Raw genomic sequence first — 20,973 nt, 5'->3', positions numbered from 1 at the left:
CAATTTACCAATGAATGCTTTAGGAAAAAAAATACGTTTATTAAGACACCAAAAAGGATGGAGCCAGGAGGATGTAGCTAAGCGATTAGATATTTCCATTCCGGCTTTCTCGAAAATAGAAACAGGGATTACTGATGTTAACTTATCGAGGTTGAATCAAATTTCTAAGCTTTTTGGACTATCTCTTGTGCAATTGTTGTCTACATCGGATTCCGAAGAAGAAAAACAGATTCAAGATGAAATGGGAGAATTGCATAAGAAATTGCAAGCGAGAGAAGCTGAGGTTATCGAGTTACAGAAAAAAGTTATCGATTTGTACGAGCAATTGCATAAACGATAGGCAGCAAAAATATATTTTAAAATAAAAAGGCAGAGTTCGTTAAAACGCTGCCTTTTTTAATTCTTTTGTCCAAGTTCAATAGTAGAACGGATTAAAAATCGTCGTCATCGAAGTCCTCAAGATCTCCAATTGAATCGATTTCATCCAATTCGAAGTCGTCATCATAGACATCATCAGCATCATCCTCTGGACCGTTAAAATTGACAATCTCATCAACTAAAACTTCTTGTTCTGCCACTTGCATCATAGTCTTCTCGTATTAAAAAATGGTAAATCTATTGTTTGTTACTGATCGTAAAAATAATCAACAATACGCTAACTTTAAATTTTTTTTGTTTTTTTATTATTTGTAAATCAATGTGTTATGTGGTGCTTCTGCTATTCTACGATTTCTCCAATACTATTCTCTTCTGCAACGATATCTTTTAGTTGAGGAAGATCTTTTGCAGAGTTTATTCCAAAGTGCTGCATGAATTGATCACTTGTGGCGTAGAGCAAAGGTTTACCGATACTATCTGATTTTCCAGCAATTTGAATCAACTTTTTTTCTAACAGTCGTTGTATCGAATAATCACAGTTTACACCTCTTATCTGTTCCACTTCTAATTTGGTAATCGGTTGACGATATGCAATGATTGCGAGCGTCTCTAATGCCGATTGACTTAATTTTTTACGATCTTTGTGGGCCTGCAACTGATTGACGACTTCATGGTATGTTTCTTTTGTAAGGAATTGATACTGATTGTTGATTTCCTTCAAACGAAAGACATGTTCATCGTCTTCATATTTATCCTGAATTTTCTTTACTAAATCAACAACTTCTTGTTTATTGATATCAATAGCCAACGCATCTTGAAGGATTTGTTTTAACTCAGCTGCTCCTATACCTTCCTCTGAAGCAAAAATAGCTGCTTCTATATTTAAGAGAATATCTTTCAATGTTTGTTACTTTTTAGTAGTTAATGACTTGCTCTTCCATGTTAGGTAGCGCCCTAAATTCATATTTTTGTGTGCGCAACTGCGGTTCAAATCCTGCTTCTGTTATGGCTTCCTGAATTGATTTTGAGGTAAAGCGATGTGGTGCTCCAGCTGCAGAAACCACATTTTCTTCAATCATAATGGAGCCGAAATCATTCGCTCCCGCATGCAAACAAAGCTGCGCAGTCCGTTTTCCTACTGTTAGCCAAGAAGCTTGAATATTTTTAATGTTAGGTAGCATTATTCGACTTAATGCAATCATGCGGATATACTCTTCGCCCGTAACGTTGTTCGTGATGCCTCTCAAGCGTTTTAATAGCGTGCCGTCGTCCTGAAAAGGCCATGGTATAAAAGCTATAAAACCATGCGCATCTGCAGGCTTTTCGTTCTGCACTTCTCTGATCCAAACAAGATGCTCAAAACGCTCCTCAATAGTCTCGATATGTCCGAACATCATTGTCGCGGATGTAGGTAAATTAATCTTATGTGCTGCACGCATGACGTCGAGCCATTCTTGTCCACCACATTTTCCTTTTGATATGAGTCGGCGAACACGGTCATTTAAGATTTCAGCGCCAGCACCGGGTAAAGAATCTAATCCCGCTTCTTTTAGTGCCGTCAAAACTTCCAGATGGCTCATTCCTTCCAGTTTGGCAACGTGTGCAATTTCTGGGGGACCTAACGAATGAAGTTTGAGAGCGGGGTATAATTCTTTCAGTTGTTTAAATAATGTGCTATAAAAAGAAAGCCCAAGATCGGGATGATGTCCGCCTTGCAATAGCAATTGATCTCCACCATAACGAAAAGTCTCTTCAATTTTTTGTTTGTAGGTTTCGATATCTGTTATATAGCTGTCATCATGCCCCGGTCGGCGGAAAAAATTGCAAAATTTGCAATTGGCAATACAAACATTTGTCGTGTTTACATTGCGGTCAATTTGCCAAGTCACTTTTCCGTGCGGTACTTGCTTTTTTCTAAGCGTGTTGGCAACATAGGTGAGATCAGCTGTTGCCGCCTGATGGTACAGGAAAATTCCTTCTTCTTTGCTTAAGAACTCAAAGTTTAATGCCCGTTCAAGTAATTTATCTACATTCATCGTAAACAAAGATACACAGGATTTTTTTTAGTCTGAAATGTTTCATTTGTGGAAGATGATTATCCTGTTTTGTTCTTATTATTTAGGCAAAGTAGCATGATCAACCCTGTCCTTGCGATGGTAGAAAAATATTTCAAAATAACAGCATAATTTTGGGTCTTATAGAAACTATTTTATAGGAAATTTGTTATATTTATTGAAAAACAATTGAGGTTATGATAGAGCCTGCACCAATCTTAGTCGAACGAACTTACTCCGCAAGTCCTCAAAGTATTTGGGAAGCCCTTACTGAAAAGGATAAATTGGCCATCTGGTATTTTGAAATACCAAATTTTGAATTGCAAAAAGGTGCAGAATTTGATTTTTATGAGTCTAAGGGAGGGAATAATTTCCATTACCGCATTAAAATCTTAGAATTTAAACCTCGAGAGTTGTTGCGTTACTCGTGGAGCCATCCTTCAGAAAGTAAAGGTAGTTCCATCGTTACATGGTATCTTACACCACGAGGAAATGCTACTGCGGTACGTATTGTACATGAAGGAATTGAAAATTTTTCGGATGCAGGCGAATTTTTTGGTAGAGCAAGATTTGAAAAAGGTTGGGATATTATTTTAGGCTCTTCATTAGCCCATTTTTTGGAAGATAATAATTAGTTAGTGTTATGGAATTAATACATGTCGTAGATCAAAACAAATGGTTAGCTTTAAATGACGAAGTACAGATCGGTGAACTTGTCTATGAATTTGGAGAGGGGAATTTGATTATTACTTATACGGAAGTGGAGCCTTTTTACAGGGGTAATAAAATTGCGGAAGAACTTGTTCTCGCGGCGATCAAACAGGCGAGAGATGCGGGGCTAAAAGTTGTTCCTGACTGTTCTTTTGCGGTGACGGTTTTCGAACGTTATCCAGAAGAACGAGATGTTTTAGCGCCTTAGTTTATCGGTTTTAATAGGTATTGTATTAGGCTCCTCTTTGGGAGCCTTTTTTGTAGATTTTGTTTCCCAATGAAGGGGAATGAATTCTATTAGATAATAATAAGTAAAGTGGCCGATATTATTACTAGAGTCATGATAAGCGCTCTAAACTGCTTTTCAGGAATGATTTTGACTAATCGTATGCCGATGATGCCTCCTAGGAAGATGAAAGGAAAAGCCAATACATTCAGGTAGAATCCGGCCCAACTCAGGTTATGCCAGACGAAAGCCTGTAAAGGAATTTTTGTAAAATTTAAAAGGATAATAAACCAAGCCGAGGTTGCCGCAAATGTAATTTTGTCTAGACGCTTTGAAAGCATATATACAGACAAAGCTGGTCCTGCTGCATTGCCGATCATGGTAGAAAATCCAAGTATGAAGCCAAAAATTGGGGAATACCATCGGTGTTCCGTTAGTCGCTCTTGTGTTTTGGTAGATACTTTTTCTAACCAAATCATGATGATCATTCCGATAATTATGCAGATTCCGATTAATATTTTAAACGTTTTATCGTTGAGGTAATTTCCAAGGAATAATCCGATAATTAGCCCTATAATGGCCGCTGGAAGAAGCTTTTTAACTTCCGACCAAAGAAATGCCTTTCTGTAATAGATGACCGCAACGACATCTGCAAAGCATAACAAAATTAAGACAATACCCGTCGAATACTTGGCGCCAAAAAGAAAAGCAAATAAGGGTACGGCCAATGTTCCAATATTTTGTATGCCCGTTTTTGACATGCCAATGAGCATTGCACACAGGAAATAAAGTATCCATCCCGAAGGGGAGGAGATTAAGTGTAGCGCATCTGCCATCTTCTATCCATCAATTAACCTGCGCACAGTTGCAGCATCAATCTCTTTATAGTCGTTTATATAATGGACACATGGCGGAAGTTCTTTCCGTGTATGTGAACTTAATACGCCTACGACCTTCATTCCAGCATTTAATCCTGCCGTAACCCCCGAAAAGGAATCTTCGAATACGAGGCAGCGGCTAGGCGGGACGCCGATATTTTCTGCCGATTTCAGATAAACTTCTGGATGTGGTTTGTGTAGTTTTACGTCTTCGCTAGCGAGAAGTGAATCCATTTGTTTTTCTATTTGTAAGGCATCGATAATTAGATCGAGATTTGCCCTAGGAGCAGAAGTGCCTACTGCTGTTTTGAATTGATGATCTTTTAGATCTGCTAGAAAAGTCAGATAATGCGGAAGGGTTGTTACTTCATCTTTATAGATTTCCCTAAACAACGCTTCTTTTTCGCCTTCAAGTGTCAAAAGTTCATTACCAACAATATTTCTTTTGAAGAAATGTGTCATAATATAACTATTGTGCTTGCCAAACATATGATCTTCAAATTCTTTATCGGTGTACGGGATTTTGTATTTATCGAAAAAACTAGCGAAGGCCTTAGCGTGATACGGATTCGTGTGGCAGATTACGCCGTCCATATCAAAAATAACAGCATATTGATTCATGAGGTAAAGATAATCAAAACTATTTTAGCGTTCATGATGTTAGCTGTAAAAGCAAACGTGTAGAAAGAAAGTGACTTTTGGATGAGTTTATTGACAGTTAATGAATGTGGTCTTTATTGTAAGCAGGGTGATTTTTATATTGACCCATGGAAACCGGTTAAAACGGCATTGATCACACATGGACATAGTGATCACATGCGCTGGGGAATGGCTCATTATGTTTGTCATCACCATACCGTCCCGCTACTTCATTTACGTTTAGGAGCAGATAATTCTGTACAGGGCGTAGCTTACGAAGAGGTTATGGAATTCAAGGGGGTGAAGGTTTCCTTTCATCCTGCGGGGCACATTATCGGTTCGGCCCAGATACGGATGGAATATCAGGGAGAGGTTTGGCTCTTTACCGGAGATTATAAATTGGAAGCAGACGGCGTGAGCCAACCTTATTCTTTAGTGAAATGTGATCATTTTATTACAGAAAGTACATTTGGGCTACCAATTTATAATTTTCCCTCTCATAGCTCTGTTTATGGCGATATAAACAGTTGGTGGAAGGCAAATAGGGAAGGAGGATTAAATACAGTGCTTTTAGGATACGCATTAGGGAAGGCGCAGAATATTCTCGCCCATGCCGATGTAAATTTAGGGCCTGTGTTTCTACATGGAGCAGTCGATAATGTGAATAAAGCCCTTGAAGAAGTAGGCTACCGGTTTGTAGGGACACGAATTACAGCCGATATAAAGCGAGATGCTATCCGAGGGGCGCTCGTTGTAGCACCGCCATCGGCAATGGATACCCCTTGGTTACGGTCGTTGCATCCTTATCGGATTGCAATGTGTAGTGGTTGGATGCAGTTAAGAGGTGCCCGTAGAAGAAAAGGCGTCGACCGTGGTTTTGTGCTATCGGATCATTGCGATTGGCGTCAATTGAATCAGGCTGTTGTACAAACGGGGGCTCGCGAAGTTTATGTCACACATGGGTATGAACATAATTTTAGTAAATGGGTACGTGAAAAGTATAATATCGGAGCCTCTATTTTCAAAACATTATACAACGACGCTGAGGAGGAAATTGTATGATAGATTTTGTTCAACTATTTGAGGCCATTGACAGCACGACGAAAACGAACAGGAAGGTCGCTGCGGTTGTCGATTATCTTGAAAAAGCCAATGAAGAAGATAAGCTATTTGCTATTGCTATCTTGATAGGTAATAAGCCTAAACGTCCTATCAAAACAACCGACCTGCGTTTATGGGCTTCTGAAGAGTCTCATATTCCTTTTTGGCTGATAGAAGAATGTTACTATATTGTAGGCGATCTGGCAGAAACTATCGCATTGATTCTCCCCAAAACGGAAGTCAAGCCGATGGAGAATATTACACTGAAAACATTGTTTGAGATGCTGATCAATATCCGTACCTCGACGGCCGAAGAACAACGTGATCTGATTACAACATATTGGCAATGGTTAGGCGGTACTTCACTCTTTCTATTTAACAAATTGTTAACCGGAAATCTTCGTGTTGGTGTATCGAAGAAGTTGGTTATAAAGGCTATTTCAGAATATTTGCAATTGGCAGCGCCGGAAATAGAGCACAGACTGATGGGGAAATGGAGCCCGTTTGAAGAAACTATGAAGTCCCTATTTAAAGAAGACGTCCAGGCTACAAAACATTTCCTACCTTATCCCTTTTATCTGGCATATGCACTTGATAAAGATCCCACAGCATTGGGAAGTATAGCGGACTGGATTCTTGAAGCCAAGTTGGACGGTATTCGCGGTCAATTAATTGTGAGAAAAGGAGAGCTCTTTGTGTGGAGTAGAGGGGAAGATTTGATGACCGACAAATTTGTAGAATTTGCACCCTTGGGCCATATATTGCCGGACGGAACCGTGATTGATGGAGAGATTATTCCATGGAAAGAGGGGGAGATATTAGATTTCGCCATCATGCAGACTCGAATCGGACGCAAGAATGTATCAAAAAACACCCTAGTTGCAGCTCCGCTCATTATGGTTTGTTATGATTTGTTGGAGTGGAAAGGTGAGGATATTCGTTCTTGGCCATTACATAAACGTCGGAAGCAGTTAAAACATGTTTTGGACAGCTTTCCAGTAGCCCAGATACTTAAACTTTCGGAATCGTTAACCTTTAACGACTGGAATACGGCAGAAACTTATCGACAGGAAGCTCGTCGGTATAAATCGGAAGGACTGATGCTGAAACATCGGGATAGTGTATATGAAGTCGGCCGAAAGCGAGGGAATTGGTGGAAGTGGAAAACAAATCCAATGACCATTGATGGGGTATTGATTTATGCGCAATCGGGACATGGAAGAAGAGCTAATTTATTTACCGACTATACATTTGCGGTTTGGGACAATGGGGAGCTTGTTCCATTTGCTAAAGCCTACTCGGGCTTAACCGATAAAGAGCTGCAACATATCGATCATTGGATAAAGCGAAATACAATTGAGAAGTTTGGTCCGGTGCGCAGTGTGACGCCAATGTTAGTTTTTGAATTGGCGTTTGAGGGGATTAATGTCAGCAAACGGCATAAGTCAGGGGTTGCGTTGCGATTCCCTCGTATATTGCGTTGGCGGCAAGATAAGCCCGCAAGTGAGGCGAATAGCAAGGACGATTTGTTAAATTTGATTGTATCAAAAAATGAATCAATTCGCTGAAGTATGGTTTCATAACCAAGGTTGGGAGCCACATAAGTTTCAACGCGATGCGTGGAAAGCAATTGCAAAAAACAAATCTGGTCTGCTCAATGCACCAACGGGCTTTGGGAAGACCTTTGCTATTTGGTTTGGTGTGCTTGCCCATTATTACGATAATAAAGAATACCAAAAGCAAAAGTCTCGTACAAATAAACTACATGCGATTTGGATCACTCCCTTACGGGCACTTTCAAAAGAAATTTATAAAGCTACCACACAGGTTAGCCGTGATTTAGATGTTGATTATAATGTGGAGCTTCGCACGGGGGATACCAGTATCAGTCAGCGTCAGCGGCAACGGAAAGCGCCACCTCAAGCATTAATTACAACACCAGAGAGTGTACATCTTCTATTAGCTTCTAAAGATGCTACAGCATATTTTAGTCAATTGGAGTTTATTGTTGTTGACGAATGGCATGAATTGTTGGGTAGTAAACGTGGCGTATTAGTAGAGTTGGCGTTGAGTCGATTGAAAACGCTAAATCCCAGATTGAAAATATGGGGGATATCGGCAACCATCGGTAATTTGGAGAGTGCTCAGGAAATATTATTGGGCAAAAACCATCAAGGAGTTATGGTTCGGGCTCATCTTAAAAAGCGAATTTCTATTGAAACAGTGCTGCCTGATACCTTAGAAAAGTTTCCTTGGTCGGGGCACTTAGGAATACGATTATTAGAAAAAGTTGTGGCTATTGTTCGTCGCTATCAGTCTACTCTGATTTTTACCAATACCCGGTCTCAAGCCGAAATATGGTACCAGCAAATTATCACCCATTTTCCCGAATTTGCGGGCATCTTAGCTATTCATCACGGTTCGCTAAGTGATGAGGTTCGTTTTTGGGTGGAAGAAGCATTACATGAGGGACGATTAAAAGCTGTGGTTTGTACAAGTAGTTTAGATCTAGGTGTGGATTTTCGCCCTGTAGACTGCGTGATTCAAATTGGCTCTCCAAAAGGAGTGGCTAGATTCTTACAACGTGCAGGACGCTCAGGGCATAGACCTCATGAGGTTTCCCATATTTATTATGTACCCACCAATTCCTTAGAAATTATAGAAGGAGATTCACTTAAATATGCGGTAAAGGAACAAATTATTGAACAACGTATTCCCTACATCCGCAGTTTCGATGTTCTTGTCCAATACCTCATGACCTTAGCGGTTGGAGATGGTTTTGAGGCAGATCAGCTATTTTTGGAAATACAATCCACCCATTGTTTTGCTACGATAAGTAGAAACGAGTTTAATGAATGTCTTTCCCTACTAATTCAAGGTGGGAAGGCGTTGGATGCCTATGATGATTTTCATAAATTGCTGTTCGATGGGAAAAAATATTATGTTGAGTCGAAGAAACTAGCAATGCGGCATCGCCTAAGTATCGGTGCAATAATTTCCGATGCGATGGTGAAAGTGAAATTTATGAATGGTAAATATTTAGGTTCTATTGAAGAGTCCTTTATATCTAAATTAAATACAGGAGATGTTTTTTGGTTTTCTGGTCGGCAGTTGGAATTACTGCACATGCGCAGTATGGAGGTAGTTGTTCGTCCAACCAATAAATCAAAAGGGGTTGTTCCCTCATGGATGGGGGGGCGGTTTTCTATTTCGCCAGATTTGGGAATCGCCATAAGACATAGTTTTAAAAGTATTCATCAATCGAAGGGGCAAGGTCCAGAGGTTCGGTTTCTGCGCCCTTTATTCGATGAACAAGCGCGGCGATCTGCGTTGCCGCGAGAAAATGAGCTTTTGGTTGAATATATAAGCACACGATATGGGTATCATCTTTTTGTATATCCTTTTGATGGTAAACTGGTGCATGAAGGTATGGCCCAAGTATTGGCGTATCGATTAGGAAAGATAAAACCAGCAACTTTTAGTATTGCCAGCAATGAATATGGCTTCGAGCTGCTATCTGCTACGGCCTACGAAATGACAGACACACTGATAAAAGAACTGCTATCCCCCTATCATTTGCATCAGGACATCACCTCTGGCATTAATGTGCAGGAAATGGCGCGACGCCGTTTTAGAGATATCGCAGGTATTGCAGGATTGGTATTTCAGGGCTTTCCGGGCAAAGTCATGAAGACGAAGCACCTCCAAGCGAATGCGGGACTGTTTTTTTCAGTTTTCGAAGAGTACGATCCACAAAACCTCTTACTCCGTGAAGCATATGATGAGGTGTTTGACTTTCAATTAGAAGAAGGACGTATGCAATTGGCTTTCGAACGTATTGCTCAGCATGTTATTATTTTATCTTTTCCGAAGCAGTTGACGCCTTTTTCTTTTCCCATTTTTTCAGAATCTTTTCGGGAAAAATACAGCAATGAAGATTGGCAAAGCCGCCTAGAACTCTTAAAATTGCAACTCGAAGGAAAAATAGAATAATGTCAAAGAAGCTCATATTAAACGGTGTAGAGATTTATCTACTTCCTCAAAAAGCAGCATTTTTACCCGCTTACAGGATGCTTATCGTATCCGATTGGCATGTGGGGAAATTGGGACATTTTAGAAAAGAGGGACTTTTTGTTCCGCAGATGCATTTACAAGAGGATTTTTCAAGATTAGATCTTTTGATTAATGAATTGTCTGTCCTTCAGGTTGTTTTCTTGGGGGATCTTTTTCATTCGGATTGGAACTACGAATGGGACGAATTACATAATTTCTTGCGTAAGTTTCCCCAAGTGAATTTTAAGCTGACACTTGGAAACCATGATATGCTACCGGAGTCTTTTCGAACACAATCCATTATCTCCGTTCAAAATAGTATACTTCTTGACGAAGGTCTCATTCTGTCACATCAACCACTGCAGGAAAGAAGCGATTTTTTGTATAATATTGTAGGGCATATTCATCCTGGATATGAAATTATGATGCTAGGTAGGCAATATTATAGAGTTCCTTGTTTCCTATTAGAGAACAAGGTCTTGACTTTGCCTGCCTTCGGACGTTGGACGGGACTTCATCTCATGTCGAAGAATCGCTACAATAGAATTTTTTCTATAGCTGGAAATGAGGTTTTAGAGGTTCTATAGGTACAACCAATTGAATTATTTTACTAATTTCAACTTCTCAAAATCAAAGCAATGGCAGAAAAGAAAAGAGATCCTAGCAGGACAAAAAGAAAATTGCTCGAAGCAGTAGGAAATGTTCTTGCGAAGAAAGGATTTACAGAATTGAAAGTAAATAATATCTGCGAGGAGTCCGGTATTGATAAGAAGTTAATCTATTTTCACTTTGGAGATTTAAATGGTCTTATTGAACATTTCTTAAAATCTAATGATTTCTGGATGACGGCAGTAGGTGTGCCAGCTGTTGCTGATAAAGATGCTTCTTTCGAATTGTTTAAACGACAGTTTGCGACTTTGCACGAATCTAGCCTATTGAAAAACCTGCTGGCGTGGGAACTCAGTGATCGAAATCCTGTTCTTCGTAAATTGGCAGACGATCGGGAGGAGTTGGGCGATAGACTGATTGATTTATATAAGCAACAACAAAATCCGAAAGCTGATGTTAATCCTATTTTTGCATTGCTTGTTTCGGGAATTTACTACCTGACTATCCATAATGATATTAACGGCAGTGCATTTTGTGGCTTGAATCTAAATGAGGAAAAGGATCGTGAACGGGTGTTGGATGGCATACGGAGTATTATTGACAAGTGCCTTTGATGCTGTTTTCGCAACAAACATCAAAGACATTTATGCTAGTTTATTAACTTTCTAGCAGACCTTACAGGTTGAAATAGGTGGCTCTTATTGTTTCCAGATCTTCGGGTCTATCAACGGCTATGGTGTCAAATGCTGTTTCGGCGATTTTGATTCTGTATCCGTTTTCTATCCAACGCAATTGTTCCAGTGCTTCTGCCTTCTCCAGCGTAGATAGGGGAAGTTGTGTTATTGCTTTTAAAACTTCTGTTCGATAGCCATAGATGCCAATGTGCTTGAAGAATTCGTGTTTTTCTAACCAAGATGATACCTCTGTATTGCGAAGAAAAGGAATAGTTTGCCGTGAGAAATAGAGAGCCTCGTTTTCTTTGCTAATTACGACTTTCGGTGTGTTTTCGTTGAATAGCTCCTCTTTTGTTTTAATTCGTTTCACAAGTGTGCCTATCTCTGTCGCTTCATCTTCGAATAAAGAACATAATAATTCGATTTGTAAGGGATTGATAAATGGTTCATCGCCTTGTATATTGATTGCAATATCGAATCCATCGACTTTTGAAATTACTTCTGCACAACGATCCGTACCTGACTCGTGGGTAGCTGCTGTCATAACCACATTACCTGCGAATGATTGTACATGCTCTTGAATCCGGATGTCATCGGTTGCGACAACAACCTCGGAAAGACTTCTGCAACTTTTTACTTGTTCATAAACACGTTGTATCATTGATTTACCCTCTATAGCGACAAGTGGTTTTCCTGGAAAGCGCGAGGAGGCATATCTTGCTGGAATAATCCCTATTATTTTCATCTTGACAAATTATTTACTCATTTGTGTCTGTTTTCACATGTATTGGCACTGCCATTGGCAGTAGGAGTGTTTCGAATCAGGACTTATCCCTATGTATTCGTCATACTCGGTTTGTTTTTAGTTGTGGTGAAATTACCCCTATTTAGTACATGAGCATATAGGCTCGATGATGAAATACGATACAGAGGCTTCCGTTTCAAAGTAACAAGTAAATTCCAATATGTGGAAATGTAAATGTTAATTTTTAACTAATTTATCCCCTTACATCGGTTTACTTCAACCTTTCTAACACACCTTTACGTTTAACTAGGTTTTTGTAATCCCATTGGATATCGTTAGCTTTTCGAAGCCATTCACTGATTTGCTTTTCATTTACTTGTTTAACATCAGTATACCTGATTTCTGCGGCCTTAAATTTACCTTCTGTAAGAAGTTCGGGTGCCTCAAAAGATTGACCGCTCCAAAACATTAAACGGACGGAATCTTTTAGTTTGCTATATCCTACGATCGGATTGTCGTCTAAAAACCATACTGGATGAGCATGCCATAATTTATTTTCAGCTGCGGGAAGATAGTCGCTAATGATACGACTTAGAAGTCTGCAAATCATTGCGTCAGATTCGGTTTGTTTATCGTTGTATTGAAGCGTTTCCGGATGTATCATAAGCATATTGTCGTTCGAACGGATTTCTTGTAGATGATAAAAATACAAACTATGTTTGAAAAAATGATTGTTAAAAAAGGCTTGCTTTTTGCTATCTTGGTTTGATCAATTTTTGATCGGTAGACTGTATTTATATGTTTTATTCCTTATTACGACGTTTTGTGCGAATTGGACTGCACTGGTATGCTCCCGACCTAAGGTTAAAGCAACTGGAGCTGGCTAAGTACACGGGCCCAACTGTTGTTGTTTCGAATCATCCTAATTCACTTTTCGATGCGTTGGTTATTGCTGCTTATTGCCCTGTCGAACTTCGCTTTTTAACCCGAGGTGATATATTTAAAACCCCAGTGGCTAATGTGCTATTGCGAGGACTATTCCAATTGCCCATTTACAAGAAAAAAGACGATGAAGAATATGCGGTGAAAAATGATTTTACTTTTGACGAATGTATGCGGACTTTGGCAGCAGGAAAACATATTCTTATATTTCCTGAAGGACGGTCATTGAATACCTGGAGTTTGCAGCCATTTATGAATGGAGGACTTACCTCTTTGTTGGAGCGTGCTTACCGACTTGATCTACCACTGCAGATACAGCCTTATCGATTAAATTATAGTTCTTTTCAAGATGTTCCGAAGTCGGTAGCGATATCCGCTTTACCAACGCTGGACACCACCGATTATTTGGAAGATCACCGTATTCAACCTGCTGCTGTTATTGGTGCGTTGCGGACTCTTTTATTGGAAGGTATGGAAAGTCAGCCGCTATTGGGAAATGCATTGTCGGCGAAACAGCAACGTTTTTATAAAATTCCAGCAAAAATAGGCTATTATACCCAATTTTGGTTTTACAGGGGTTGGCGTAACTATATAAAAAAGAAAACAAAAGATACGATTTTCTTTGATTCTCTACTGTTCGCTTGTCTTTTGTTTTCGTATCCAATATTTGTCTTTTTTTGCAGTTTTATTATAGGGAAGTTCTTTGGATTCTGGTCGGGCTTATTCATTTTTTTATTGCTTCCAGGGACGGCTTATTGTATGTCTCGATATCAGAAAATTAAAACAGAAACAGATTTAACGACCACCAAACGTAATTCATTAAAATAGCAAATTTCTGCAGGAATTTACTATCGTATTACATAAAAAAAACAGCTCTTCGAATATGGAAGAGCTGTTTTTTTATTATGTGAACAATGGACCTTATTTGGTCTGTTCTTCTATCCAGAGACGGGCATTTACGAATGCTTCTATCCACGGAGATACATCATCTTGACGATTCGCGGGATAGTTTGCCCAATTCCACTGAAAAATCGAACGCTCAATATGAGGCATCGTTACCAAATGACGTCCGGTTTTATCACACATCATCGCTGTATTGAAATCTGATCCGTTTGGATTGTGTGGGTATTGATCGTAAGCATATTTTGCGACAATAGCGTATTGATCCTCCGTATTCGGTAAGTTGAATTTTCCTTCACCGTGTGATATCCATACCCCCAAAGTGCTACCAGCCAAGCTAGATAACATAACCGAATTATTGTCTTGTATTTTGACGGAAACAAAGTTTGATTCGTGCTTTTGTGAGGTGTTATGGTGCATCTTGCCATGTTCACTATGATCTGGGTTGATCAGCTCGAGTTCCATAAACAATTGACAGCCATTACATATACCCACGGAAAGTGTATCCGGTCTAGCGAAAAAATTCGCTAAGGCTGTTTTTGCCTTTTCGTTGTAGAGAAATGCGCCAGCCCAGCCTTTTGCAGATCCCAGTACGTCAGAATTGGAAAAACCACCAACGGCACCGATAAATTGAATATCATCTAATGTCTCGCGACCTGATATCAGGTCTGTCATGTGAACATCTTTAACGTCGAAGCCTGCCAGGAACATGGCGTTAGCCATTTCACGCTCGGAGTTGGATCCTTTTTCACGAATGATGGCCGCTTTTGGTCGCTTCGTCAAACTGCTATTATCGGGTTTTTGACCAGTAAAGTGTGTAGGGAACGTATAATTTAGTGGCTGATGTTTATAGTTCGCAAAACGCACATCTGCCATACCATTTTTTGATTGCTTTTGATCGAGTAAGTAAGACGTTTTAAACCACACATCACGTGTTTCCGCTACGTCAAATTGAAAGATATCACTATTGTTTTGGATCGTAACATATTGCTTGTCGGTCACCTTTCCAATTTTAATAGCGGATACTCCAGCATTGTTTAATGCTGTTTCAAAACTACTATCGTCGTTTGCCTGTAATACAATAGCGATATTTTCGTTGAAAAAGGCTTTTACTGTATCCGCTTCATCTAAACCAGAGAGATTATAGTCTGCGGCCAGATTGACATCTGCAAAAGTCATTTCCAAGAGTGTGGTAATTAACCCACCTGATCCAACATCGTGACCCGCGGCAATGTGTCCAGATAAAATCAGGTCCTGAACAGTATTGAAGGCCTTTTTGAAATAAGAAGCACTTTGGATAGTTGGCACTTCTTGCCCAATTTTATTATTGATTTGAGCGAAGGACGAGCCTCCAAGTTTAAAGCTATCTTGCGAAAGGTTGATGTAATAGATAGAACCTGCATTTTTGTTTAAAACCGGCTCTACTACGTTATGAATGTTTATACAATTTCCCCCAGCAGAGATAATAAGCGTTCCTGGTGCAATCACGTGCTCGCCATTTGGATATTTCTGCTTCATGGACAAAGAATCTTTGCCCGTAGGAATGTTGATACCTAATTCTATGGCAAAATCAGAACAACTTTTTACAGCTTGATACAAGCGTGCATCTTCGCCCTCGTTGTTGCAAGGCCACATCCAGTTGGCAGAAAGGGAAACCCCTGTTAAACCATCTTTAATAGGAGCGAATACCAAGTTGGATAGTGCTTCACCGATTGCGTTACGAGAGCCCGCTACTGGATCAACTAAAGCTGTTAAAGGCGAGTGTCCAACTGTTGTTGCAATACCTTGCGCAGATTTGTAATCCAGTGCCATAACCCCCACATTGTTTAATGGAAGTTGCAATGGGCCTACACATTGTTGTTTCGCTACACGTCCACCGACACAACGGTCCACTTTATTTGTTAACCAATCTTTAGCGGCAACTGCTTCTAACTGTAGTACTTGATTAAGATATGTTGGGATTTGCTTTGCGTCATAAGTAAGATCGGCATAGGATCGATTCACTGTGCTATCGTTCATGATCGTTTTCGGAGAAGATCCGAAGAAATCAGCCAAGTCGTAGTCCATAGGTTTTTCACCTGTAGACGTTGAGGCAAAGGTAAAGCGATGGTCACCTGTTACTTCGCCTACTGCATACATTGGCGAACGTTCACGCTCGGCTACACGTTGCAATTGAGCGATGTCTTTTTCAGCAATAACCAATCCCATGCGTTCTTGGGACTCATTACCGATGATCTCTTTTGCAGATAGGGTAGGATCTCCTACAGGCAATTTATCCAAATCGATAAGTCCGCCTGTAGCTTCAACAAGTTCGGAAAGACAGTTTAAATGACCTCCAGCACCGTGGTCATGTATTGATACTATAGGATTGTGGTCCGATTCGACGAAAGCACGAACGGCATTTGCGGCACGTTTTTGCATTTCTGGATTCGAACGTTGGATCGCATTCAGTTCAATGCCCGATCCAAATGCACCAGTGTCAGCTGAAGATACAGCAGCGCCGCCCATACCGATACGGTAATTTTCGCCGCCCAATACGACAATTTTGTCACCCACTTTAGGCTCGTGTTTTTTTGCTTGACTCAATTTTCCGTAGCCAATACCACCAGCTTGCATAATCACTTTGTCGTAGCCCAATTTACGACCTTCTTCTTCATGTTCAAAGGTTAAAACAGAACCCGTGATAAGCGGTTGTCCAAATTTATTTCCAAAATCAGAAGCTCCATTGGAGGCTTTGATGAGGATATCCATCGGTGTCTGGTAGAGCCATTCACGTTCTTCTACCGCCTTTTCCCATGGCCTGTCTTCCGTCAAACGCGAATATGCCGTCATGTAGATTGCCGTTCCTGCTAGAGGGAGGGCTCCTTGACCACCCGCTAAACGATCCCGGATTTCACCACCAGATCCCGTAGCTGCTCCAGCAAAGGGTTCTACCGTAGTGGGAAAGTTATGCGTTTCAGCTTTTAACGAGATGACAGATTCAAATGCCTTCTCTGCGTAAAAATCGGGTTGATCCCCAGATAGTGGCGCAAATTGAGTAACTTCTGGTCCTTTGATAAAAGCAACATTATCTTTGTAAGCAGAAACAATGTCGTTTGGATTTGTCTCCGAAGTCTTTTTGATAAGCTTAAAGAGTGATGTGGGGTGTTCTTCGCCATCAATAACAAAAGTGCCATTGAAAATCTTATGGCGACAATGTTCAGAGTTGGCTTGTGAGAAGGCGAAAACTTCCGAGTCTGTTAGCTTTCTGTTTAGTTTTTTTGATAAGTTATCAAGATAGTCAACTTCCTCGGAGCTTAAAGATAAACCTTCTTGTGCATTATAAGCCGCAATGTCTTCAATTTCTAAGATAGGTTCAGGTTGTATGTTTATTGTGTAGACCTCCTGTGTGAGTGCTGTATACTTTTGAGAAATCATAGGGTCGAAATCGAGGTATTGCTCGTCCACTTTGTGGAATTCCTCGATACGTATAATTCCTTGAATACCCATGTTTTGGGTGATTTCTACGGCGTTTGTACTCCATGGTGTGATCATCGCAGCACGAGGACCTACATAATAATCGCTGAGTGTTTCTTCCGTTAGTTTTTTAGCGTTTCCAAAGAGCCAGTTGAGTTTAGAAATATCTTCTGCGGATAGTTCTTGTTGGGTTTGAACACCGTAAACGGTGTTGCTGGGGTTCACAAAGAAATGAATCATTATAACTGTGTATTTTGAACGTTATTCAAATCAAAGCACAAAGTTACGGAATATTTTCATGCTTGCAGATGATTTTCCGTCTAATTTCTTTGGGAAGTATATAGCAGTTATTTATCCGGCTAAGTTGATGGCCAAAAGTGCTTGATTTTTGTAAACAAGTGTTAACATTTGTTATTGAATGTGAACTAAAGTTATCGTAAGTTAAAAAGGATAAGCCGTCTCTCCTGATATATTATCTTGCAGAAAAATTAGAAGATATGAAGAAGTTATTAGGTATTCTCGCATTAGCAATGGTCGCTAATATCAGTATGGCGCAGTCAAGAAAAGAAGCCGTTAAGGTGAGCGCTGAAACCTCGACAACAAGGTCTAGCAAGTCGAATGACAAAAGTAGTACAAATATACCAACAAAAGCGCAAAGTCATTTTGGTACAAACTATAAGAAAGCATCCAGTACAAAGTGGAGCGCAGACTCTGACGGAAGCTACCGCAATGAATTTTCAGAAAACGGTAAAGAGTATACAGCTCGTTATACTAAAAATGGCGAATGGACATCTACGGAGCGGTATATGACAAAAAAGACAATGCCTTCTACCGTTTTGAATGCGTTTCAGAAGTCTAAATATAAAGATAGTAAGGTTAATGAATATTCTTTCGTGAAGAGTAAAAGCTATACAAGCGGTGTGTATGTTCTCAATGTATTGTTGAATGGGAAACAACTATCGTTGTATTATAATACAGCGGGAAAGCTGCTGAAAACGCTTTAGATTTTTTTGTTTTTTAAGTACCCTTTAAACTGGCTTTCTCGAGGATGGAGAAAGCCTTTTTTGTTTTATATAGCGGAACAACCGATAGCCGAGCATATTGAAAATGAAATTTTATCGCCTGTAAATGGGAGGCAAAGCTCTAAAATTCTATCTTTGTGCTTTAAACAGAATTTCGAGATGAATATTTCCTATAATTGGCTAAAGAATTACATTGATACAAATACATCACCAGAAGACCTTTCTCTAATTTTGACGGATATAGGTCTAGAGGTTGAATTGCTGGAAACTGTGCAGCAAATTAAAGGTGGTCTTGAAGGTCTTGTAGTCGGTGAGGTGAAGACGTGTGAACAACATCCGAATGCTGACAAATTGAAATTGACTACAGTTGACATCGGAGCTGAGGCGCTATTGCATATCGTTTGTGGTGCACCCAATGTACGGATGGGATTGAAAGTTATTGTTGCGCCAGTGGGGACAACGTGTTTCCCTACAACGGGTGAGCCTTTCAAGATTACGAAATCGAAGATTAGAGGGGAAGTGTCGGAGGGTATGTTGTGCGGAGAAGATGAAATTGGGCTCGGTTCTTCACATGCTGGCTTAGTAGAACTAGCAGATAGTGCAGTGGTAGGCTCTCTTGTAAAAGACTACTATGAGCTAACAGATGATTATAAATATGAAATAGGACTCACACCGAACCGTGCGGATGCAGCTTCGCATTTAGGTGTAGCTCGTGATATCGCGGCGTATTTTCGGACAGCTTACAGCACTGCAGATGTGTCTGCTTTTCAAGAGGGCGATGCGTCGGGAGTTAAGGTTCAGGTTACGGATCCTACAAATGCACCACGTTATAGTGGCGTCACGATCGAAGGAATTCAGGTTGCTGAATCACCAGCATGGTTAAAGGATAGACTGAATACAATAGGGGTTCGTCCGATAAACAATATTGTGGACGTTACCAATTATATTTTACATGATTTAGGTCAACCATTACATGCTTTTGATGCTGATCGTATTGCAGGTAATCAGATTGTCGTGCGTAAAGCCAGTGAAGGCGAATCTTTTGTAACATTGGATGGTGAAGAGCGTAAGCTTTCGTCAGAAGATTTGGTTATTGCTGATGTAGAAAAACCGATGTGTATTGCTGGGGTGTTTGGAGGGCAGTATGCTGGTGTTTCCACGTCGACGAACAAGATTTTTTTAGAATCGGCTTACTTCAATGCTGTTTCTGTACGTAAGACATCCAAAAGACATGGTATAAAAACGGATTCTTCGTTTCGTTTTGAACGAGGAACAGACCCCAATATGCCGGTTTACGCACTTAAAAAGGCGGCGTTGCTTATTCTTGAAGTTGCAGGTGGTAAAATAGCATCTCCTGTGACCGATTTCTATCCAAATCCAGTTTCTCCGTTTGTGTTTGAGGTTCGTTATAGTCGTGTGCAGCGGCTCATCGGAAAAGATATTCCAAGCGAGGAGATCAAAGCGATTATCTTGGCACTGGGAATAGGTATCAGTAATGAGCAAGATGATACAATAACCGTTAGTGTTCCTGCCTACAAAGTAGACGTTACGCGTGAGGTTGATGTTATCGAGGAGGTTCTGCGGATCTATGGCTATAACAATATCGAATTGAAGCCACAGATAAAATCTTCCTTGAATACAACGGAAAAGCCAGATAAAGAAGTTGTCTTGAATCAGGTTGCTGATTTGTTGATAGGAAACGGTTATCAAGAAATTTTAAATAACTCCCTCACGAAAACCGCTTTCCTTGAAAATGAAGCTAATGCCGTACGTTTGTTGAACCCTTTAAGTTCAGATTTGGATGTGATGCGCCAAAATTTACTGTTTTCTGCGCTGACTTCGGTGTCTTATAATCAAAAGCGAAAAAGTCCTAATGCAAAATACTTTGAATATGGTAAAACATATTTCAAAAGTGAAACAGGCTATGTTGAAAATCAGAATTTAGCCATTTGTATTGCCGGTAATCAAATTGATGAGCATTGGAGTTTGGGGGGCAAGAAAAGTAATTTCTATCATATAAAGGCTGCTGTTGATACCATCGTCCGTCGCTTAAATATCAGTGGCGTGCAGGTTGTTGAATCCGATAATAGCTATTTTGATTACGGATTGTCCTACATGAAAGGGCAAAAAGTTCTTGTTACATTTGGATGTGTTTCTGCCGAAAATTTAGCAAAGGCAGATGTCGATGGAAAAGTATTCTTTGCTACGTTTGATTGGGATCTTGTCTTAAAAGTAATACGCAAAAATACCATCAAATATCAAGAGGTCTCTAAATTTCCGGCAGTACGACGTGATTTAGCATTGTTGGTGGATGATGCGGTAACGTTCGAACAACTTAAAATGGTGGCTATCAAAAGCGAACGAAAACTATTGAAGGACGTTCGTATTTTTGACGTCTATAAAGGTGAAAAATTGCCTGAAGGCAAAAAGTCTTATGCCTTGAGTTTTGTGCTTCAGGATGAGGAAAAAACGCTTAATGACAAGCAAATTGACGCTATAATTAAAAAATTAATGCTTAACTTTGAGAAAGAAATAGGTGCTACAGTGCGCTAGTTTCTTAACATTCACATTTTAATTGCGAAACG

Annotated in this window: 19 protein-coding genes; 11 read left to right on the top strand and 8 right to left on the bottom strand. The window is 40.0% G+C overall.

Translation table 11 applies throughout. The features are described from left to right. Positions 1–10 precede the first annotated feature (10 nt). Complete coding sequence (locus ACSZOX_RS17055; RefSeq protein ID WP_437921360.1) at positions 11–340, top strand: helix-turn-helix domain-containing protein; 330 nt, start codon at positions 11–13, stop codon at positions 338–340. A gap of 91 nt (positions 341–431) precedes the next feature. Here the strand turns inward: ACSZOX_RS17055 and ACSZOX_RS17050 are convergent, their stop codons facing one another. The 3 genes from ACSZOX_RS17050 to mqnC all read right to left on the bottom strand — a co-directional run bounded on the left by ACSZOX_RS17050 (position 432) and on the right by mqnC (position 2,414). Further along, on the bottom strand, positions 432–587 hold the full coding sequence (locus ACSZOX_RS17050; protein ID WP_437921359.1) for a hypothetical protein: 156 nt from the start codon (positions 585–587) through the stop codon (positions 432–434). A gap of 131 nt (positions 588–718) precedes the next feature. Beyond that, positions 719–1,279, bottom strand: a complete 561-nt coding sequence (scpB, locus tag ACSZOX_RS17045) for an SMC-Scp complex subunit ScpB (RefSeq protein WP_437921358.1) — start codon at positions 1,277–1,279, stop codon at positions 719–721. A gap of 13 nt (positions 1,280–1,292) precedes the next feature. Next, positions 1,293–2,414, bottom strand: a complete 1,122-nt coding sequence (gene mqnC / locus ACSZOX_RS17040; RefSeq protein WP_437921357.1) for a cyclic dehypoxanthinyl futalosine synthase — start codon at positions 2,412–2,414, stop codon at positions 1,293–1,295. A 215-nt stretch (positions 2,415–2,629) separates the two neighbouring features. Between mqnC and ACSZOX_RS17035 the strand changes: the two genes are divergently transcribed. Together ACSZOX_RS17035 and ACSZOX_RS17030 are read left to right on the top strand one after the other, a co-directional pair. Beyond that, the gene (locus ACSZOX_RS17035; protein WP_437921356.1) at positions 2,630–3,067 is read left to right on the top strand and encodes an SRPBCC family protein; all 438 of its coding nucleotides are present in this window, start codon (positions 2,630–2,632) and stop codon (positions 3,065–3,067) included. An 8-nt stretch (positions 3,068–3,075) separates the two neighbouring features. Beyond that, positions 3,076–3,351 carry a GNAT family N-acetyltransferase gene (locus ACSZOX_RS17030; protein WP_437921355.1) on the top strand — a complete coding sequence of 92 codons (276 nt, stop codon included), beginning with the start codon at positions 3,076–3,078 and terminating at the stop codon, positions 3,349–3,351. A gap of 89 nt (positions 3,352–3,440) precedes the next feature. Here the strand turns inward: ACSZOX_RS17030 and ACSZOX_RS17025 are convergent, their stop codons facing one another. Next, a complete protein-coding gene (locus ACSZOX_RS17025; protein WP_437921354.1) occupies positions 3,441–4,205 on the bottom strand; it encodes a sulfite exporter TauE/SafE family protein in 765 nt (254 codons plus the stop codon). Positions 4,206–4,208: 3 nt separating this feature from the next. Continuing rightward, entirely contained in the window at positions 4,209–4,868 is a 660-nt protein-coding gene (locus tag ACSZOX_RS17020; RefSeq protein ID WP_437921353.1) for an HAD family hydrolase, read from the bottom strand. Between the two features lie 81 nt (positions 4,869–4,949). Between ACSZOX_RS17020 and ACSZOX_RS17015 the strand changes: the two genes are divergently transcribed. From ACSZOX_RS17015 to ACSZOX_RS16995, 5 genes are read left to right on the top strand one after another with little or no spacing between them, the layout of a single operon-like run. Continuing rightward, positions 4,950–5,948 (top strand): ligase-associated DNA damage response exonuclease, encoded by a 999-nt coding sequence (locus tag ACSZOX_RS17015; protein WP_437921352.1) that lies wholly within the window; start codon positions 4,950–4,952, stop codon positions 5,946–5,948. Next, entirely contained in the window at positions 5,945–7,555 is a 1,611-nt protein-coding gene (locus ACSZOX_RS17010; RefSeq protein ID WP_437921351.1) for an ATP-dependent DNA ligase, read from the top strand. The genes ACSZOX_RS17015 and ACSZOX_RS17010 overlap by 4 nt, the downstream gene beginning before the upstream one ends. Then, positions 7,539–9,980 (top strand): ligase-associated DNA damage response DEXH box helicase, encoded by a 2,442-nt coding sequence (locus ACSZOX_RS17005; protein WP_437921350.1) that lies wholly within the window; start codon positions 7,539–7,541, stop codon positions 9,978–9,980. Before ACSZOX_RS17010 ends, ACSZOX_RS17005 begins: the two co-directional genes overlap by 17 nt. Next, the gene (pdeM, locus tag ACSZOX_RS17000; protein WP_437921348.1) at positions 9,980–10,627 is read left to right on the top strand and encodes a ligase-associated DNA damage response endonuclease PdeM; all 648 of its coding nucleotides are present in this window, start codon (positions 9,980–9,982) and stop codon (positions 10,625–10,627) included. Before ACSZOX_RS17005 ends, pdeM begins: the two co-directional genes overlap by 1 nt. A gap of 51 nt (positions 10,628–10,678) precedes the next feature. Next, positions 10,679–11,263 carry a TetR/AcrR family transcriptional regulator gene (locus ACSZOX_RS16995; RefSeq protein ID WP_437921347.1) on the top strand — a complete coding sequence of 195 codons (585 nt, stop codon included), beginning with the start codon at positions 10,679–10,681 and terminating at the stop codon, positions 11,261–11,263. Between the two features lie 61 nt (positions 11,264–11,324). Here the strand turns inward: ACSZOX_RS16995 and kdsB are convergent, their stop codons facing one another. Further along, positions 11,325–12,068, bottom strand: coding sequence for a 3-deoxy-manno-octulosonate cytidylyltransferase (gene kdsB, locus ACSZOX_RS16990; RefSeq protein ID WP_437921345.1), 744 nt, complete (start codon positions 12,066–12,068; stop codon positions 11,325–11,327). Between the two features lie 271 nt (positions 12,069–12,339). Next, positions 12,340–12,732, bottom strand: a complete 393-nt coding sequence (locus ACSZOX_RS16985) for a DUF1801 domain-containing protein (protein WP_437921344.1) — start codon at positions 12,730–12,732, stop codon at positions 12,340–12,342. 134 nt (positions 12,733–12,866) lie between these two features. Here ACSZOX_RS16985 and ACSZOX_RS16980 point away from each other — a divergent pair, with 134 nt between their 5' ends. Next, the gene (locus ACSZOX_RS16980; protein ID WP_437921343.1) at positions 12,867–13,838 is read left to right on the top strand and encodes a 1-acyl-sn-glycerol-3-phosphate acyltransferase; all 972 of its coding nucleotides are present in this window, start codon (positions 12,867–12,869) and stop codon (positions 13,836–13,838) included. A gap of 93 nt (positions 13,839–13,931) precedes the next feature. Here ACSZOX_RS16980 and purL read toward each other — a convergent pair whose 3' ends face one another. Continuing rightward, entirely contained in the window at positions 13,932–17,606 is a 3,675-nt protein-coding gene (gene purL / locus ACSZOX_RS16975; RefSeq protein ID WP_437921342.1) for a phosphoribosylformylglycinamidine synthase, read from the bottom strand. A 257-nt stretch (positions 17,607–17,863) separates the two neighbouring features. Here purL and ACSZOX_RS16970 point away from each other — a divergent pair, with 257 nt between their 5' ends. Both ACSZOX_RS16970 and pheT read left to right on the top strand, forming a co-directional pair. Next, the gene (locus ACSZOX_RS16970) at positions 17,864–18,370 is read left to right on the top strand and encodes a PepSY-like domain-containing protein (RefSeq protein WP_437921341.1); all 507 of its coding nucleotides are present in this window, start codon (positions 17,864–17,866) and stop codon (positions 18,368–18,370) included. A gap of 177 nt (positions 18,371–18,547) precedes the next feature. After that, positions 18,548–20,941 (top strand): phenylalanine--tRNA ligase subunit beta, encoded by a 2,394-nt coding sequence (gene pheT, locus ACSZOX_RS16965; protein ID WP_437921340.1) that lies wholly within the window; start codon positions 18,548–18,550, stop codon positions 20,939–20,941. Positions 20,942–20,973: the final 32 nt, after the last annotated feature.

The sequence above is a fragment of the Sphingobacterium sp. LRF_L2 genome, from assembly GCF_965644235.1.
Lineage (GTDB): Bacteria > Bacteroidota > Bacteroidia > Sphingobacteriales > Sphingobacteriaceae > Sphingobacterium.
This window is presented reverse-complemented; position numbering and strand designations above follow the sequence as displayed.

Bases quoted from the DNA above. Each gene is read 5' to 3' on its own strand.
- ACSZOX_RS17055 (WP_437921360.1), top strand. From the start codon at position 11: ATGAATGCTTTAGGAAAAAAAATACGTTTATTAAGACACCAAAAAGGA.
- ACSZOX_RS17050 (WP_437921359.1), bottom strand. From the start codon at position 587: ATGATGCAAGTGGCAGAACAAGAAGTTTTAGTTGATGAGATTGTCAAT.
- mqnC (WP_437921357.1), bottom strand. From the start codon at position 2,414: ATGAATGTAGATAAATTACTTGAACGGGCATTAAACTTTGAGTTCTTA.
- ACSZOX_RS17035 (WP_437921356.1), top strand. From the start codon at position 2,630: ATGATAGAGCCTGCACCAATCTTAGTCGAACGAACTTACTCCGCAAGT.
- ACSZOX_RS17030 (WP_437921355.1), top strand. From the start codon at position 3,076: ATGGAATTAATACATGTCGTAGATCAAAACAAATGGTTAGCTTTAAAT.
- ACSZOX_RS17025 (WP_437921354.1), bottom strand. From the start codon at position 4,205: ATGGCAGATGCGCTACACTTAATCTCCTCCCCTTCGGGATGGATACTT.
- ACSZOX_RS17020 (WP_437921353.1), bottom strand. From the start codon at position 4,868: ATGAATCAATATGCTGTTATTTTTGATATGGACGGCGTAATCTGCCAC.
- ACSZOX_RS17015 (WP_437921352.1), top strand. From the start codon at position 4,950: ATGAGTTTATTGACAGTTAATGAATGTGGTCTTTATTGTAAGCAGGGT.
- ACSZOX_RS17010 (WP_437921351.1), top strand. From the start codon at position 5,945: ATGATAGATTTTGTTCAACTATTTGAGGCCATTGACAGCACGACGAAA.
- ACSZOX_RS17005 (WP_437921350.1), top strand. From the start codon at position 7,539: ATGAATCAATTCGCTGAAGTATGGTTTCATAACCAAGGTTGGGAGCCA.
- pdeM (WP_437921348.1), top strand. From the start codon at position 9,980: ATGTCAAAGAAGCTCATATTAAACGGTGTAGAGATTTATCTACTTCCT.
- ACSZOX_RS16995 (WP_437921347.1), top strand. From the start codon at position 10,679: ATGGCAGAAAAGAAAAGAGATCCTAGCAGGACAAAAAGAAAATTGCTC.
- kdsB (WP_437921345.1), bottom strand. From the start codon at position 12,068: ATGAAAATAATAGGGATTATTCCAGCAAGATATGCCTCCTCGCGCTTT.
- ACSZOX_RS16985 (WP_437921344.1), bottom strand. From the start codon at position 12,732: ATGATACATCCGGAAACGCTTCAATACAACGATAAACAAACCGAATCT.
- ACSZOX_RS16980 (WP_437921343.1), top strand. From the start codon at position 12,867: ATGTTTTATTCCTTATTACGACGTTTTGTGCGAATTGGACTGCACTGG.
- purL (WP_437921342.1), bottom strand. From the start codon at position 17,606: ATGATTCATTTCTTTGTGAACCCCAGCAACACCGTTTACGGTGTTCAA.
- ACSZOX_RS16970 (WP_437921341.1), top strand. From the start codon at position 17,864: ATGAAGAAGTTATTAGGTATTCTCGCATTAGCAATGGTCGCTAATATC.
- pheT (WP_437921340.1), top strand. From the start codon at position 18,548: ATGAATATTTCCTATAATTGGCTAAAGAATTACATTGATACAAATACA.